General features: G+C 75.0%; 2 protein-coding genes. Both read right to left on the bottom strand.

Features of this window, described 5'->3' with window-relative positions; genetic code table 11:
* Nucleotides 1–171: 171 nt before the first annotated feature.
* On the bottom strand, nt 172–14,835 hold the full coding sequence (locus AC0KTA_RS40470; protein WP_481056955.1) for a type I polyketide synthase: 14,664 nt from the start codon (nt 14,833–14,835) through the stop codon (nt 172–174).
* 79 nt (nt 14,836–14,914) lie between these two features.
* Nucleotides 14,915–17,156: SDR family NAD(P)-dependent oxidoreductase (locus tag AC0KTA_RS40465; protein WP_481056954.1), on the bottom strand; the 2,242-nt coding region annotated here is incomplete at its 5' end.

Below are 17,156 nucleotides of genomic sequence, written 5' to 3'. Positions count from 1 at the left end.
CCTACGGGATTGCCTCGAAATGAGGCCGGGGGCGAGTGATCGACAAAGGGGGTGGATAGGGGCTGCCAGTTCAATTAATTACCCTTGACAGGCACTCCTTGTCCATTCATCGGCGGCATTGATTGGGTGAGTTCCCTCAACACATGGGGTTTCCTCAACACATGAGCGTCCTCATCCCCTGCCGAGTTGCTTCTTGATGAATTCGAGCATCTCGTCGTCGCTGGCGTCCGCCAGGTGTTCGCCGACATCGCCACCGTCGGCGGTGGCGCCAGTCGTGTCGCTCCCTCCGCCCGGTTGCCCGCCCGCGCTCTTCCAGCGGTCGAGGGCGGCCTGCAGACGTACGGCCACCTTGGTGCGGGTGATCTCGTCGGCCGCCCCCGCCGAACCGGCCGCCGCGAGGCTGCCTTCGAGCCGGTCGAGGTCGCCGAGCAGGAGCGTGGCCGGGTCGGCCGCGTCCGGGGCGAGTTCGGTGCGCAGGCAGTCGGCGAGTGCCGTGGGGGTCGGGTGGTCGAAGACCACCGAGGCGGGCAGGACGAGGCCGGTGAGGGCGTTGACGCGGTTGCGCAGTTCGACGGCGGTGAGGGAGTCGAAGCCCAGCTCGCGGAAGGCCCGGGTGGGTTCGACGGCGGCCGCCCCGCTGTAGCCGAGGACGGCGGCGACCTGCTCGCAGACCAGGCCGAGCAGCAGCCGCTCCTGCTCGGGGCGTTGCAGCGACGCGAGCTTCGCCACCAGGTCCGGCCCCTGCCCGGCGGCCGGTCCCCCGGTGTCGCCGTGGGCGGCCGTGGCGGCCGAAAGCCGCTCCACTTCCGGCAGTTCGGCGTACAGCCTGCTCGGCCGCACCGCGGTGAAGGCGGGCGCGTACTGCTGCCAGTCGACGTCGGCGACCAGGACTGCGGTGCGGTCCTGGGCGAGCAGCCGCTGCAGGGCGGTGATCGCGCGGTCCGGCTCCAGGGGCGGGATCGCTCCGCCGCGCAGCCGCTCGGCGGCCACGCCCTCGGCGGCCATGCCGCTGCCCGCCCACGGGCCCCAGGCCACGGAGGTGGCGGTCAGGCCGCGGGCGCGCCGTGCGTGCGCGAGCCCGTCGAGGAAGGCGTTGGCGGAGGCGTAACTGCCCTGCCCGGCGCCGCCCGCGACTCCGGCGAAGGACGAGAAGAGCACGAACGCCGACAGGTCCAGGCCGGCCGTCAGCTCGTCCAGATTGCGGGCCGACTCCGCCTTGGCGCGGAACACCGTGTCCAGCCGCTCCGGCGTCATCGCGCCGAGCACGCCGTCGTCCAGGACTCCCGCCGCGTGGAACACCGCGGTCAGCGGCGCGTAGCGGCCACTCTCGTCGCCGTTCTCGGCGCCCTTCCCGCCGTCGCTCTCGTCGCTGATCTCGTCCAGGAGCCGCGCCAGCGCCTCACGGTCGGCCGCGTCGCAGGCCGCGACGGTCACTCGTACGCCCAACTCCTCCAGTTCGGTACGGAGTTCAGGAGCACCCGGCGCGTCGAGACCGCTCCTGCTCGTGAGTACGAGATGGTCTGCGCCCTCGCGTGCCAGCCACCGCGCCACATGTCGACCGAGGGCGCCCGTGCCGCCGGTGACGAGGACGGTGCCGCGCGGCGCCCACTCCCCGGCCGTGTCGCCTTCGAGCGGAGCCGCCCGTACGACGCGGCGCCCGAACGCGCCGGACCCGCGCACCGCCACCTGGTCCTCCCCGGCCCACGCGCCGCCGAGCAGGCGGCCGAGCCGGGCCACCGCGGCGGTGTCCGCGGCGTCGGGCAGGTCGACGAGGCCGCCCCAGCGCTCCGGGTACTCGAGGGCGGCGACCCGGCCGAGACCCCACAGCGCCGTCCGGCCGGGTGCCGTTCGCGCGTCGGCATGACCCACGGCGACGGCGTCGCGGGTGGCGCACCAGAGGGGCGCGTCGACGTCCGCGTCGCCCAGTGCCTGGATCAGCGCCAGCGTGAGCGCGACCTCCGCCGGTACGGCACCGCTGCGTGCGTCGCCGTCCTGCGGTGCGTCGCCGTCGTCGGCAGCGTCGGCGTCGGCGTCGGCGTCGGCGGCCAGGAGAGACAGCACGCCGCTGACGGCGGCCGCCTCGGCCGGTCCCCCGACTGCCGCGCGCAGGGCCGCGGCGAGCGTGTCCCGGCCGTCCCGGCCGGTGGCCGACGCGGGCACCTCCACCGTCACCGGCCGCGCGTCGTGTTCGGCAAGGAGTGCGGCGAACGCCGCACTCCAGGGCGTGTCCGCCCGGCCTTCCGGGACGACGACGAGCCAGTCGCCCGACAGCCTCCCGGTCGCCGTCTCGGCGAGCGGCGTCCAGGACTCGCGGTAGTTCCACCTGTCGATCGTGGAGCTCTCGCGCCGCTGCCGCCGCCAAGCCGTCAGCGCGGGCAGCACTTCGGTGAGCGGGGCGTCGTCCGGCACCTCCAGGGTCTTGGCCAGCTCGGCCAGGTCCTCGCTCTCCACCGTCTCCCAGAACCGCGACTCCACCTCGTCGGCCGGCACGGCACCGTCCACGGCCGCCGTGTCCGCCGCCGCCTCCAGCCAGTAGTGCCGGTGCTGGAAGGCGTACGTGGGCAGGTCGACGCGGCGTCGGGCCTCGACGGGGGCGTACAGCGGCGTCCAGTCGACCTCGACCCCGCGCACGTACGCCGTGGCCAGCGCGGTGAGGAACGTGTCGGGCTCGGGGCGGTCCTTGCGCAAGGCGGCGATCAGGCCCGCCTGTGCGGCCGGGTCGGTGAGCGTGTCGTGCGCCATCGCGGTCAGGACGGAGTCCGGGCCCAGCTCCAGCAGCGTCGAGACGCCGGAGTCGGTGAGCACGCCGAGACCGTCGTGGAAACGGACCGCCTCGCGCACATGCCGTACCCAGTAGTCGGGGTCCTTCAACTCGTCGGCGGAAGCGAGCTGACCGGTCAGGTTCGAGACGACCGACAGCGCCGGGTCCTGATACGTCAGGCCCTCCGCCACCCGCCGGAACTCGTCCAGTACCGGGTCCATCAACGGCGAGTGGAAGGCATGGGACACCTTCAGCCACCGCACCTTGCGGCCCTGGCCCCGGAGGGTCTCCTCCAAGCCCTCCAGCACCTCGCGGTCACCGGAGAGGACCACCTGCGAAGGCCCGTTGACCGCCGCCAGGCCCACACGGTCCGATATGCCCTCCAGGAGCGGCAGCACATCAGCCTCCGCCGCCTGCACGGCGAGCATCGCGCCACCCTCGGGCAGCGCCTGCATCAACCGCCCACGTGCGGCGACGAGTTGGGCGGCATCCTCCAGCGACCACACCCCGGCCACGTACGCCGCCGTCACCTCGCCGATCGAATGCCCACCGACGATCTCCGGACGTACACCGAAGGACTCGGCCAGCCGGTATAGGGCCACCTCCACGGCGAACAGCGCGGGCTGCGCGTACCCCGTCTGCTCCAACAGCCCGGCATCCTCGCCGAACATCACGTCCTTCAGCGGACGCTCAAGCAACCCGTCCAGGTGCGCGCACACCTCGTCCAACGCGTCCGCGAACACCGGGAAGGCCTCGTACAACTCCCGGCCCATACCGAGCCGCTGACTCCCCTGCCCGGTGAACAGGACCCCCAGACGCCCCTCGACCACCGAACCCGACACCACACCCGGGCCATCGGCATCGACATCGGAAGCCAACGCCTCCAACCCGGACAGGAACTGTCCTGGTCCCTGGCCCAGGACCACGGCACGGTGTTCGAGGCGCGAGCGGCCCGTGTCCAGCGACCAGCCCAGGTCGGTGCATCCGGCGCGGTCCGCCGTGAGGGCGGGGTCGGCGAGGAGCCGTTCCCGCAGGCGGCCGGCCTGCGCGCGCAGGGCGTCCGCGTCGCGGGCCGACACCGGCAACGGCAAGGGTACGGACACGGCGACGGCTGCCGCCGCCTCGCCGGGCCGCTCGGGCTCGGCGGCCTTGCCGCGCCGCCGGGGTGCCTGTTCCACGACGACGTGGGCGTTCGTGCCGCTGACGCCGAACGACGACACACCGGCGCGGCGCGGCGCGCCGTCGCGGTCGGGCCATGCGCGGGCCCGGTCGAGCAGTTCGACGGTTCCGGCCGACCAGTCCACGTGGGAGCTGGGCCGGTCGACGTGCAGGGTCTGCGGCAGCACGCCGTGGCGCATCGCCATGACCATCTTGATGACACCGGCGACACCGGCGGCGGCCTGGGTGTGTCCGATGTTGGACTTCACCGAGCCGAGGAGCAGCGGCCGGTCCGTGGGCCGGTCCTGTCCGTAGGTGGCGATGAGGGCCTGTGCCTCGATGGGGTCGCCCAGGCTGGTGCCCGTTCCGTGGCCTTCCACGGCGTCGATCTGCTCGGGTGCGAGGCGGGCGTTGGCGAGGGCCTGGGTGATGACGCGCTGCTGGGAGGGGCCGTTCGGCGCGGTCAGGCCGTTGCTGGCGCCGTCCTGGTTGACGGCCGAGCCGCGTACGACGGCGAGGACCTCGTGGCCGTTGCGGCGGGCGTCGGAAAGCCGCTCCAGGAGCAGCAGGCCCGCGCCCTCGCCCCAGCCGGTGCCGTCGGCGGCCTCGGCGTACGGCTTGCAGCGGCCGTCGGAGGCGAGGCCGCCCTGGCGGCTGAACTCGTCGAAGGCACCGGCCGTCGCCATGACGGTGACACCTCCGGCGAGGGCGAGGTCGCACTCGCCCTGCCGCAGCGCCTGTGCCGCCAGGTGCAAGGCGACCAGGGACGACGAGCAGGCCGTGTCGACGGTCACCGCCGGGCCTTCGAGGCCGAAGGAGTAGGCGAGACGGCCGGAGATGACACTGCCGGACGTGCCCGTCATCAGGTGCCCCTCGACGCCCTCGGGGACGCTGTCGAGCCCGGTCGCGTACCCCTGGAAGCCGGAGCCGACGAACACGCCGGTCGGCGTGGACCGCAGGGACTTGGGCGCGACACCGATGCGTTCGAACAGCTCCCAGGTGGCCTCCAGGAGCAGCCGCTGCTGCGGGTCCATGGCGAGGGCCTCGCGCGGTGAGATGCCGAAGAGGCCCGCGTCGAACTCCGAGGCGTCGTAGACGAAGCCGCCCTCGGGCTTGTAGCGGGCGGCGCCGTCGAGGTCCCAGCCGCGGTCGGAGGGGAAGACGGAGATGGCGTCCGTGCCGTCGACGAGCAGTTGCCAGAGCCCTTCGGGGGTGTTCGCGCCGCCGGGGAAGCGGCAGCTCATCGACACGATGGCGATGGGGTCGTCGGCCACGTCGACGGGTTCCGCCACGCGGGCGGGGGCCGTCGCGGCCGTGGCGCCGCCGGAGAGCTCCGCCATCAGGTGGCGGGCGAGGACCTCGGGCGAGGGGTGGTCGAAGACCACCGTCGCGGGCAGCGGGATCTCGGTGCCGGCGGTGAGGCGGTTGCGCAGTTCGACGGCGGTGAGCGAGTCGAAGCCCAACTCGCGGAAGGCGCGGGTGGGTTCGACGGCTTCGGCACCGGCGTAGCCGAGGGCGGCGGCCGCCTCGGTGCGTACGAGGTCGAGGACGAGGCGCTGCCGCTCGGCCTCCGGGAGCCCGGTGAGCCGGGCGGCCCATGCGGAGACCGGTTCGCCCGCGCCCGCCGGGTCGGCCGTTGCCTGCCGTGCCTGCGGGCGCAGTTCGGGCAGTCCGCCGAGGAAGGCGCTCGGTCGCGCGGCGGTGAAGGTGGGGGCGAAGCGTTCCCAGTCCACGTCCGCGACGGTAAGGCACGTCTCGTCGTGCGCGAGGGCCTGCGCGAGCGCGCCGACGGCCAGGTCTGGGGCGAGCAGCGCGACGCCGCGGCGGCGCAGGTGCTCCTCGGCCTCGGCGGTGGCCGCCATGCCGCTGCCGCCCCAGGCGCCCCAGGCGACCGAGGTGGCCGTCAGGCCGCGGGCGCGGCGGCGCTCGGCGATCGCGTCGAGGAAGGCGTTGGCGGCGGCGTATCCGGCCTGGCCGCCGCTGCCCCAGACGGCGGCGATGGAGGAGAACAGCACGAACGCGTCGAGCTCGGCGTCGTCGAGGAGTTCGTCGAGGTGGGCGGCGCCCGCCGCCTTGGCGTCGAGGGCTTCGGCGAGGTCCGCCGGTGCCGTGTCGGCGAGGGCGAGCGCGGGGCTCACCCCGGCGGCGTGGAAGACGGCGCGGATCCGGTGCCCGTCGGCGGCCAGTTCGCCCAGGAGCCCGGCGACCGCGTCGCGGTCGGCGACGTCGCAGGCCGCGACGGTGACTTCGGCCCCCAACTCCTCCAGTTCTTCCTTGAGTTCACTGGCACCGGGCGCGTCGAGGCCGCGTCGGCTGGTCAGGACGAGGTGTTCGGCGCCCTCGCGGGCCAGCCAGCGGGCGACGTACGCGCCGAGCGCGCCGGTGCCGCCGGTGATCAGCGCGGTGCCGCGCGGCGTCCACGCGGGTGCCGGGCGGGCGTCCAGCGGTGCGTGGGCGAGACGGCGTACGAAGAGGCCCGAGCCGCGTACGGCTATCTGGTCCTCGAAGCCGGTGCCGCCGCCGTCCGCCCCGCCGTCGGCGGGGACGCCCGCCAGGGCGGTGGCGAGCCGGGCGGTGGTGCGGGCGTCGGGGGTCTGCGGCAGGTCGATCAGACCGCCCCAGCGCTCCGGGTGCTCCAGCGCCACGACCCTGCCCAGGCCCCACAGTTGGGCCTGGGCGGGGCTGCCGAGGAGGCGGTCGCTGCGGCCGGTGGAGACGGCTCCGCTGGAAACCGCCCACAGGCGCGCGCCGATCCCGGCGTCACCGAGGGCCTGGACGAGGGCGACGGTGGCCGCGAGGCCGGTGGCAAGCACGGGGTGCGAGGGGTGCGGGTGCTCGGCGAGGGCGAGCAGGGAGACCACCCCCGCGGGCTCGGTCGCGTCGTCCGCACCCGGTGATTCTGCACGCAGGCGCCGGGCCAGGGACTCACGCGTCAACTCGGCGTCGGTGACATGGAGTTCGGTGACGCTCGCCCCGGCCTGCGTCAGCGCGTCCGCGACACCCCGCGCCCACGGGTGCGCGGAGGCCTCTTCCGGTACGACGACCAGCCAGCGGCCGGTCGGGCTCGCCCCCGGAAGCGCACCGGCGGCCAGAGGCTTCCAGGTGACGCGGTAGCGCCAGCTGTCGAGGGTCGAGCGCTCGCGCCGCTGCCGCCGCCACGACGACAGCGCGGGCAGGACGGCGCCGAGACCGGCGGAGGCGGAGTCGTCCGCCACGTCCAGCTCGGCCGCCAGCTCCTCCAGGTCCTCGCGCTCCACGGCCTCCCAGAACCGTGCCTCCACCTCGTCCTGCGCGGGTGCCGTCGCGTCGCCCGGCGTACGCCCGTCCACGAGCCAGAAGTGCTCGTGCTGGAAGGCGTACGTGGGCAGGTCGACGGTGGTGCGGGCGCCGGGGAACAGGGACTTCCAGTCGAGTTCGGCACCGTGCACATGGGCTTGGGCGACGGCGGCCATCAGGCGGTGGGCGCCGCCCTCGTCCCGGTGCAGGGAGTCGAGCGCGACCGCCGGGGCGCCGGTGGCGTCGACGGCGGCTCGGACGGAGACGGTGAGCGTCGGGTGCGGGCTCAGCTCCACGAAGAGCCCGTGACCCTCGGCGATCAGTCCGTCGACGGCCTGCGCGAAGCGGACGGGGTGCCGCAGGTTGCGGTACCAGTACCCCGCGTCCATGGGGGTGCCGGCGTCCAGCCACTCTCCCGTCAGTGTGGAGAACACCGGCACGTCGGCCGGGCGCGGCACCACCGGGGCCAGCGCCTGCGCCAAGTGGGCCTCGACCGGCTCCACTTGGGCGGAGTGGGCGGCGTGGCCCACGGCGAGCGGGTCGGCCTGGACGTCCTGGGCCGCGCACTGGGCGACCAGTTCCTCCAGAGCCTCCGGCTCGCCCGAAACGACCACCTGAGCGGGGCCGTCGACGGCCGCGACCTCGATGCGGCCGTCCCACGCGGCGATCAGCTCACGCACCTCCTGCTCCGGCAGCGGCACGGAGACCATGCCGCCCTTGCCCGCCAGCTCCTGGACGGCCTGGCTGCGCAGGGCCACCACCCGAGCGGCGTCCGCCAGCGACAGCGCACCCGCCACGCACGCGGCCGCGATCTCGCCCGGCCCGTGGCCCACCACGGCGGCGGGCTCGACACCCGTCGACCGCCACACGGCCGCCAGCGACACCATCACCGCGAACAGCACCGGCTGGACCACATCCACGCGGTCGAACCGCTCGCCGCCCAGCTCCTCCAGCAGATCCCAGTCCACGAACGCGGACAGCGCCTCCCCGCACTCCCGCATGCGCTCCGCGAACACCGGGGAAGCGTCGAGGAGTTCACGCGCCATACCGGCCCACTGCGCGCCCTGCCCCGGGAACACGAACACCGGACGGACCGTGCCGCCGCCCTGAGCCCGCCCCGTCACGACGTTCGGCGCACTCGCGCCGTCCCGCGCAAGGCGCTCAAGACCGGTGAGCAGCTCATCCCGATCCGCGCCGAGTACAACGCCCCGGTGCTCGAACCGCGACCGGGCCACGGCCAACGACCAGGCCACATCGCCCAGTTCGAGATCGGTGCGCTCCAGGAGGTGTTCGCGGAGTCGTGCGGCCTGCTCCCGCAGTGCCTCCGGTGTCTTCGCCGACAGGGCCAGCGGCGTCACGCACGTCGGCGGCTCGCCGCCGTCGGTCGCGCCGTCGGGCCGCGTCGGCTCCTCCACCGCCTCCACGATCACGTGGGCGTTCGTGCCGCTCACGCCGAACGCCGAGACGCCCGCGCGCCGCGGCACACCGCCGCCGCGCTCCGGCCAGTCCCGGGCCCCGGTGAGCAGCTCGACCGCGCCCGCCGACCAGTCCACTTCGGAGGACGGGGCGTCCACGTGCAGCGTCTTGGGCAGCACGCCGTGCCGCATCGCCATGACCATCTTCATGACGCCCGCGACACCGGCGGCGGCCTGCGTGTGCCCGATGTTGGACTTGATGGAGCCCAGCCACAGGGGCTTGTCGGCCGGCCGCTCCTTGCCGTAGGTGGCGAGGAGGGCCTGCGCCTCGATGGGGTCGCCGAGGGTGGTGCCGGTGCCGTGTGCCTCGACCGCGTCCACCTCGCCGGCCGCGAGGCGGGCGTCGGCCAGCGCGGCCCGGATCACGCGCCGCTGCGAGGGACCGTTGGGCGCGGTGAGGCCGTTGCTGGCCCCGTCCTGGTTGACCGCGGAGCCGCGGACGACCGCGAGCACCCGGTGGCCGTTCCTGCGCGCGTCCGACAGCCGCTCCACCAGCAGCATGCCGACGCCCTCGCCCCAGCCCGTGCCGTCCGCGGCCTCCGCGAACGCCTTGCACCGGCCGTCCGTCGCGAGGCCGCGCTGGCGGCTGAACTCCACGAACGTGGCGGGGGTCGACATCACCGAGACACCGCCCGCGAGCGCCATGGTGCACTCGCCGCGGCGCAGCGCCTGGCCCGCCAGGTGCAGGGCGACCAGGGACGACGAGCACGCCGTGTCCACGGTCACCGCCGGGCCCTCGAGGCCGAACGTGTAGGAGATGCGGCCGGAGGCGACGCTCGCGGCGTTGCCGATGCCGAGGTAGCCCTCGACCTCGTCGGGGACGTGGGTGACTCCGGCGGTGTAGTCCTGGCCGTTGGTGCCCGCGAACACGCCGATCTGACTGCCGCCCAGCGAGGCCGGGTCGATGCCCGCGCGCTCGAAGGCCTCCCAGGAGGTCTCCAGGAGGAGCCGCTGCTGCGGGTCCATGGCGAGGGCCTCGCGCGGGTTGATGCCGAAGAACTTGGCGTCGAACTGCCCGGCGTCGTAGAGGAATCCGCCTTCGCGGACGTACGAGGTGCCGGTCTGCCCGGCGTCGGAGTGGAAGAGGCCTTCGGTGTCCCAGCCGCGGTCGGCGGGGAAGTCGGCGATCGCGTCGACGCCGTCGGCGACGAGCCGCCACAGGTCCTCGGGGCTGCGTACGCCGCCGGGGAAGCGGCAGCTCATGCCGATGATGGCGAGGGGTTCGTCGTCGTCGGCGGTGTCCGCCCCGGTACCGGTGGCGGCGGGCAGCACGGCCGCGCTCTCGTCGCCGAACAGCTCGGTGTGCAGGTGGGCGGCCAGCGCGGTCACCGTGGGGTAGTCGAAGACCAGCGTGGTGGGCAGTGCGAGGCCGGTGGCCGCGCCGATGAGGTTGCGCAGTTCGACGGCCGTGAGCGAGTCGAAGCCCAGCTCGCGGAAGGCGCGGGTGACGTGCACGTCGTCGGGGCTCGGGTAGCCGAGGACGTCGGCCGCCCGGTCGCGCACCAGGTCCACGAGGGCGGCCTCGCGGTCGGCCGGGGCCAGGGCGGCGAGGCGGTCGGCGAGGGCGTTCGCGGGGGCGGGGCCGCCCGTTGTCGGGCCGGTGGTGTCCGTCCGGTCCGCGAGCGCGGCGTGCGCCTCCGGGACGTCCGCGAAGAGGCGGCTCGGCCGGGCGGCGGTGAAGCCGGGCGCGTACTGCTCCCAGTCGATGTCCACGACGACCGGGAGCGCCTGGCCGTGGCCGAGGGCCTGGTGCAGGGCGGTGATCGCGAGGTCCGGGTCCATGGGCGGCATCACGCCGTGCCGCAGCCGCTCGGCGGCCGCGCCCTCGGCGGCCATGCCGGTGCCGTCCCAGGGGCCCCAGGCGACGGACGTCGCCACGTGCCCGGCGGCCCGCCGGGACTCGGCCAGGGCGTCGAGGGCCGCGTTGGCGGCGGCGTAACTCCCCTGGCCCGCCCCGCCCGCGACACCGGCGAAGGACGAGAAGAGCACGAACGCCGACAGGTCCGCGTCGCGGGTCAGCTGGTCCAGGTGCCGGGCCGACCCCACCTTCGCGCGGAACACGGTGGCAAGCCGGTCGCCGGTGAGGCCGTCGAGCACGCCGTCGTCCAGGACTCCGGCCGTGTGGAACACGCCCGTCAGCGGTACGTCGCCGGGGATCTCGGCGAGCAGCCGGGCGAGCGCCGCACGGTCGGCGACGTCGCACGCCGCGACCGTCACGCGAACGCCCAACTCCTCAAGGTCCGTGCGGAGTTCGGATGCTCCGGGTGCGTCCGGGCCGCGACGGCTGGTCAGTACGAGGTGCTCGGCACCCTCGCGTGCCAGCCAGCGCGCGACGTGCGCGCCGAGGGCGCCCGTACCGCCGGTGACCAGGACCGTGCCGCCGCCCGGAGACCACTCCGAGGGCCCCTCGCCGCTGAGGGGCGCGCGCACCAGCCGGCGTACGAACACGCCCGAGGCGCGCACCGCCACCTGGTCCTCGCCCTCCGGGGCGCCGAGGACCTGGGCGAGGCTCGTGGCGGCGGCGGTGTCGGCGGTTTCGGGGAGGTCGACGAGGCCGCCCCAAGTCTGCGGGTACTCCAGGGCGGCCACCCGGCCGAGGCCCCAGACGCTCGCCTGCGCCGGGTCGGCGGCTGCCTCGGAAGGCGTCGTCACCACTGCGCCACGGGTCGCGGCCCATACGGTGGCGGTGCTGTTGGCGTCGCCGAGGGACTGGAGCAGAACTGCGGTGCGCAGGGCGGCGGTTGTGAGGGCTTCGGGCTGGCCGGTGGCGTCCGTCGGCTCCGGTTCACCGGCTACCGCCAGGAGCGACAGCACGCCGTCCCACGCCGTCGCCTCGTGCTGCCGCAGCAGTGCGGTGAGCTCCGAGCGGTCGGTCGCGGCGGCCGTCGGGACGCGGACGACGGTGACGTGGGCGCCGCCGGCCGTGAGGGCGCGCTGGGCGGCGGCGTCCCACGGGAGGTCGGCGTGCTCGTCGGGGACGAGCAGGGCCCAGGTGCCCGTGAGAGCGGGGGCGCCGCTCGGCTGCCGTGGGGGCAGCGGGTTCCAGGTGACGCGGTAGCGCCAGCTGTCCAGGGTGGAGGTGGCGCGCTGCCTGCGCCGCCAGGCCGTCAAGGCGGGCAGCACCGAGGTGAGCGGGGCGTCGTCGGACACGTCCAGGGCGCCGGTGAGTTCCGCGAGGTCCTCGTGCTCCACGGCCTCCCAGAAGCGGGCCTCGGCGGCGTCGGCGGGCGCCGGGCCGGAGGAGGCGTGACCGGGGGCGGTCGGCGGGTTCGTGTCCAGCCAGTACCGCTGGTGCTGGAAGGCGTACGTGGGCAGGGCGACGCGGCGGCGCGCCCGCGTGGGGGCGTACTGCGGGGTCCAGTCGACGGTGGCGCCGCGCACGTGCAGCCGGGCCAGGGCGGTGAGGAAGGTGCCGGGCTCGGGCCGGTCGCGGCGCAGCGCGGGGACGAGCCCGGACTGGGCCTCGGGGCCGGTGAGGGTGTCGTGCGCCATCGCGGTGAGGACGGCGTCGGGGCCCAGTTCGAGGAACGTCGTGACACCGAAGTCGGTGAGGGCGACGAGGCCGTCGTGGAAGCGGACGGCCTCCCGCACGTGCCGCACCCAGTACTCGGGGTCCTTCAGCTCGGCGGCGGTGGCGAGGCGTCCGGTCAGGTTCGACACGAGCGGCAGCGCCGGGTCGTGGTACGTGAGGCCCTGCGCGACCTGGCGGAACTCGTCGAGCATCGGCGCCATCAGCGGCGAGTGGAAGGCGTGGCTGACCTTGAGCCAGCGGGTCTTGCGGCCCTCGGCGCGCAGTTGGCCTGCCAGGTCCTCCAGGACGCCGCGGTCGCCGGAGAGCACCACTTGGGCGGGGCCGTTGACGGCGGCGAGACCCACCCACTCGGCGACCTCCTCCAGGAGCGGCGTCACGTCGGCCTCGGACGCCTGGACGGCGAGCATGGCGCCGCCGCGCGGCAGCGCCTGCATCAACCGGCCGCGCGCCCCCACCAGTCGCGCCGCGTCCTCCAGGGACCACAGGCCCGCGACGTGCGCGGCGGCCAGCTCGCCCACCGAGTGGCCGCCCAGGATTTCGGGGCGTACGCCGAAGGACTCCGCGAGCCGGAAGAGCGCCACTTCGACGGCGAACAGTGCGGGCTGGGCGTAGCCGGTCTGCTCCAGGAGTTCGGCGTCCGTGCCGAACATGACGTCCTTCAGGGGGCGGTCGAGGAGCGGGTCCAGGTGGCCGCACACCTCGTCGAGGGCCGTGGCGAAGGCGGGGAACGTCTCGTACAGCTCCCGTCCCATGCCGATGCGCTGGCTGCCCTGGCCGGTGAAGAGGACACCGAGGCGGCCTTCGGTGACCGAGCCGGTCACGGTGTCCGTGGCGGGTGTTTCCGCGGCGAGGGACTCCAGGGCGTGGAGGACCTGCTCGCGGTCCTCCACGAGGAGCACGGCGCGGTGTTCGAAGGCCGAGCGGCCGGTGGCGAGGGACCAGCCGATGTCGGCGCGACCGTCACGGTCCGTGGCCGGCGCGGGGTCGGCGAGCAGGTGCTCGCGCAGCCGGGCGGCCTGGGCGCGCAGCGCCTTGGCGGTGCGGCCGGACACGGGCCAGGGGATGGGGCCGACGGCCTGGGACGCGCCGTCGCCGGCGGGCGCGGGCACGCCCGCGTCAGCGGGATCCGTCGCCGGTTCCGCGCCGGCGGCGGCCGGTTCGGCTGCGGTGCCCTCGGCCGAACCCGCCGTGCCCGGCGCCGTGTTGGCCTCGCCCTGAGGGGCGTCGGCAGGGGCCTCCTCGACGATCACGTGCGCGTTGGTGCCGCTGACGCCGAACGAGGAGACGCCCGCGCGGCGCGGCCCGTCCTCGCTGCCCGGCCAGTCGCGGCGCTCGGTCAGCAGCTCGACGGCGCCCGCCGACCAGTCGACGTGGGAGCTGGGCCGGTCGACGTGCAGGGTCTGCGGCAGCACGCCGTGGCGCATCGCCATGACCATCTTGATGACGCCGGCGGCGCCCGCGGCGGCCTGGGTGTGCCCGAGGTTGGACTTGATCGAGCCCAGCCACAGCGGCCGGGTGCGCGGCCGTCCTTGCCCGTACGTGGCGAGCAGCGCCTGCGCCTCGATCGGGTCCCCGAGCGTCGTACCCGTACCGTGCGCCTCCACGGCGTCGACGTCCGCCGCCGTCAGCCCGGCGTTCGTCAACGCGGCCCGGATGACGCGCTGTTGGGCGGGGCCGTTGGGTGCGGTGAGGCCGTTGCTGGCGCCGTCCTGGTTGACGGCGGAGCCGCGTACGACCGCGAGGACCTCGTGGCCGTTGCGGCGCGCGTCCGACAACCGCTCCAGGAGCAGCAGGCCCGCGCCCTCGCCCCAGCCGGTGCCGTCCGCGGCCTCCGCGAACGCCTTGCAGCGGCCGTCCTCGGCCATGCCGCGCTGGCGGCTGAACTCCACGAAGGCGGTGGGCGTGGACATCAGGGACACGCCGCCCGCGAGCGCGAGGCCGCACTCGCCCTGCCGCAGCGCCTGCGCGGCCAGGTGCAGGGCGACCAGGGAGGACGAGCAGGCCGTGTCGACAGTCACCGCCGGGCCCTCCAGGCCCAGGCTGTAGGAGAGGCGGCCGGAGACGACGGCCGCGGTGTTGCCGGTGCCCGAGTAGCCCTCGGTGCTGTCGGCGGCGTCGGCGACGACAGCCGTGTAGTCCTGGCCGTTGGTGCCGGTGAACACGCCGGTGCGGCTGCCGCGCAGGCTCAGCGGGTCGATGCCCGCCCGCTCGACGGCCTCCCAGGCGGTCTCCAGGAGGAGGCGCTGCTGCGGGTCCATGGCGCGCGCCTCGCGCGGCGAGATCCCGAAGAAGCCCGCGTCGAACTCGTCGGCCGCGTACACGAACCCGCCCTCGCGGGCGTAGGTCGTGCCCTGGTGGTCGGGGTCGGGGTGGTAGAGCCCGGCCGTGTCCCAGCCGCGGTTCGAGGGGAACGCGGACACCGTGTCCACGCCGTCCCGCACCAGCCGCCACAGTTCCTCGGGGGTGCTCGCACCGCCGGGGAAGCGGCAGCTCATCGCGATGATCGCGACCGGCTCCGTGTTCTTGGCGTTCTTGGAGTCCTTGGACTCGAGTTCGCGCACCCGCCGACGCGTCGTGTGCAGATCCGCCGTCACCTGCTTGAGAAGGCGGCGGATTTTGTCGTCGTTCACCATCTGGCCCAGCTCCTAGAGACAAATCGGTTCGGAGAGTGCGGGGCGCGGTGCGCCCGCGGACCCCGGCGGGGGCGGCGCATCATGAGATTCCGAACTCTTTGCTGATGAAGTCGAACATCTCGTCGTCCGTGGCGGACTCCAGCTCACCGGCGACCTCGGCGTCGTCCCGGCCGTCCTGGCCTGGGGCGCAGCGGTCGAGCAGGATCCGCAGCCGGTCGGCGATCGTGGCCAGCTCGTCGTCCGAGGGCGCGCTCTCGGCGAGGCCCGCCTCCAGGGTGTCGAGCTGGGACAGCAGCGCGCCGGGCGCGTTGCCGTCGGTGCTCAGCTCGGCCTTGAGGTGGGCGGCGAGCGCGGCGGGCGTGGGGTGGTCGAAGACGAGGGTGGTCGGCAGGGGCAGTCCGGTGGCCGCGCCGAGCGCGTTGCGCAGCTCGACGGCCGTGAGGGAGTCGAAGCCCAACTCGCGGAAAGCGCGGCCGGGTTCGACCTGCTCCGGGCCCCGGTAGCCGAGGACGGCCGCCGCGTGCGTGCGGACCAGGTCCTCCAGGAACCGGTCCCGCTCCGGCCCGGACAGCTCGGCGAGCCGCCGCGCCAGGTCCGGCCCCGCGGCCTTGTCCCCGCCGTCCGCGCCCGCCGTGCGGTCCCGCAGCGCGCGGGCCTCCGCCAAGTCGGCGAAGAGCGGGTCGGGCGTGATCCCGGGGCCGCCGGAGAGGTACTGCTCCCAGTCCACGTCGGCGATCACCGCGGTGGGCTGCTCGTGGCCGAGGGCCCGGCGCAGCGCGGCGAGGGCCAGCCGGGGCTCCATGGGCGGTACCGCGCCGCTTTCCAGCCGCTCGGCGGCCACCGTGTCGGTGGCCATCCCGCCACCGGCCCAGGCGCCCCAGGCGACGGAGGTCGCCGTGCGACCGTTGGCCCTGCGGTGCTCGGCGAGGGCGTCGAGGCAGGCGTTGGCGGCGGCGTAACTCCCCTGCCCGGCGCCGCCGGAGAGCCCGGCGAAGGACGAGAAGAGCACGAACGCCGACAGGTCCGCGTCGCGGGTCAGCTCGTCCAGATGCCGGGCCGACTCCACCTTGGCGCGGAACACCTTGGCGAGCCGCTCCGGGGTCAGCCCGTCGAGCACGCCGTCGTCCAGGACTCCGGCCGTGTGGAACACCGCGGTCAGCGGCGCGTCCTCGGGAATCGCGTCCAGGACCCGGGCGAGCGCGTCGCGGTCGGCCGCGTCGCAGGCGGTGAGGGTCACCTCGGCACCCAACTCCTGCAGTTCGGCACGGAGTTCGTCCGCACCGGGCGCGTCGGGCCCACGCCTGCTCGTGAGTACGAGATGACGCGTGCCGTTGGCCGCGAGCCAGCGGGCGACGTGGCCGCCGACGGCACCGGTGCCGCCGGTGACCAGGGCGGTGCCGTGCGGCGGGCTGCCGGGCGTCCAGGCGTCCCCGCCCTCGGCGGCAGCACCGCTCGACGTGTCCCGCACCAGACGGCGCCCGAACACTCCGGACCCGCGCACGGCCAGCCTGTCCTCACCGGTCCACGCACCCCCGAGCACCCCGGCGAGCCCGTCGAGGGCCCGCTCGTCCACCGCCTCGGGCAGGTCGACCAGACCGCCCCACAGCTGCGGGTACTCCACGGCCACCACGCGGCCGAGCCCCCACAGCGCCGCCTGCGCGTACCGGGGCGCCGGGTCGGCGCCACCCACGGCCACCGCGGACTGCCCGGCCAGCCAGAGCGGGGCGTCCAGGCCGGCGGCGTGCAGGGCCTGCACCAGGGTCACCGTCGCGGCCAGGCCACGGCTGACCCCGCCGCGTACGGCGTGCGCTTCCTCGTCGACGGCCAACAGCGAGAGCACACCGGCCGGTTGACCACCCGCGGCCGCCGCCTCCTTGCGCAGCCGCTCCGCGAACTCCTCGCGGTCGATCCCGTCCGCGTCCACCACGATCGTGCGTACGTCGGCCCCGTGCCCGGCAAGTGCCCCCTCGACGGCGTCCGTCCAGGCGGCGTCCGCTCCCCGGTCGGGCAGCACGAGCAGCCACGCGCCGTCGAGGCGCGGGGTCGACGGCGCCTGCCCGAGCGGCTTCCACGAGACGCGGTAGCGCAGCGCGTCCAGCGCGGACGCTTCGCGCCGCTGCCGCCGCCACGACGAGAGCACCGGCAGCACCTCGCCCAGCGCCCCACCGCCGACCTCGCCCCCGGCGCCCAGCTCGGCGCTCAGCGACTCCAGGTCCTCCCGCTCCACGGCCTCCCAGAAACGGGCCTCCACCTCGTCGCCGGCGAACCCGCCGACGCGGGAAGCGGGGGCCGAAGGGGCCGACTCCAGCCAGTAGCGGTCG

Source organism: Streptomyces sp. Y309 (assembly GCF_056712025.1).
This window is presented reverse-complemented; position numbering and strand designations above follow the sequence as displayed.

Excerpts from the sequence above, each read along its gene's own strand:
- AC0KTA_RS40470 (WP_481056955.1), bottom strand. The coding sequence starts at position 14,835 with ATGGTGAACGACGACAAAATCCGCCGCCTTCTCAAGCAGGTGACGGCG.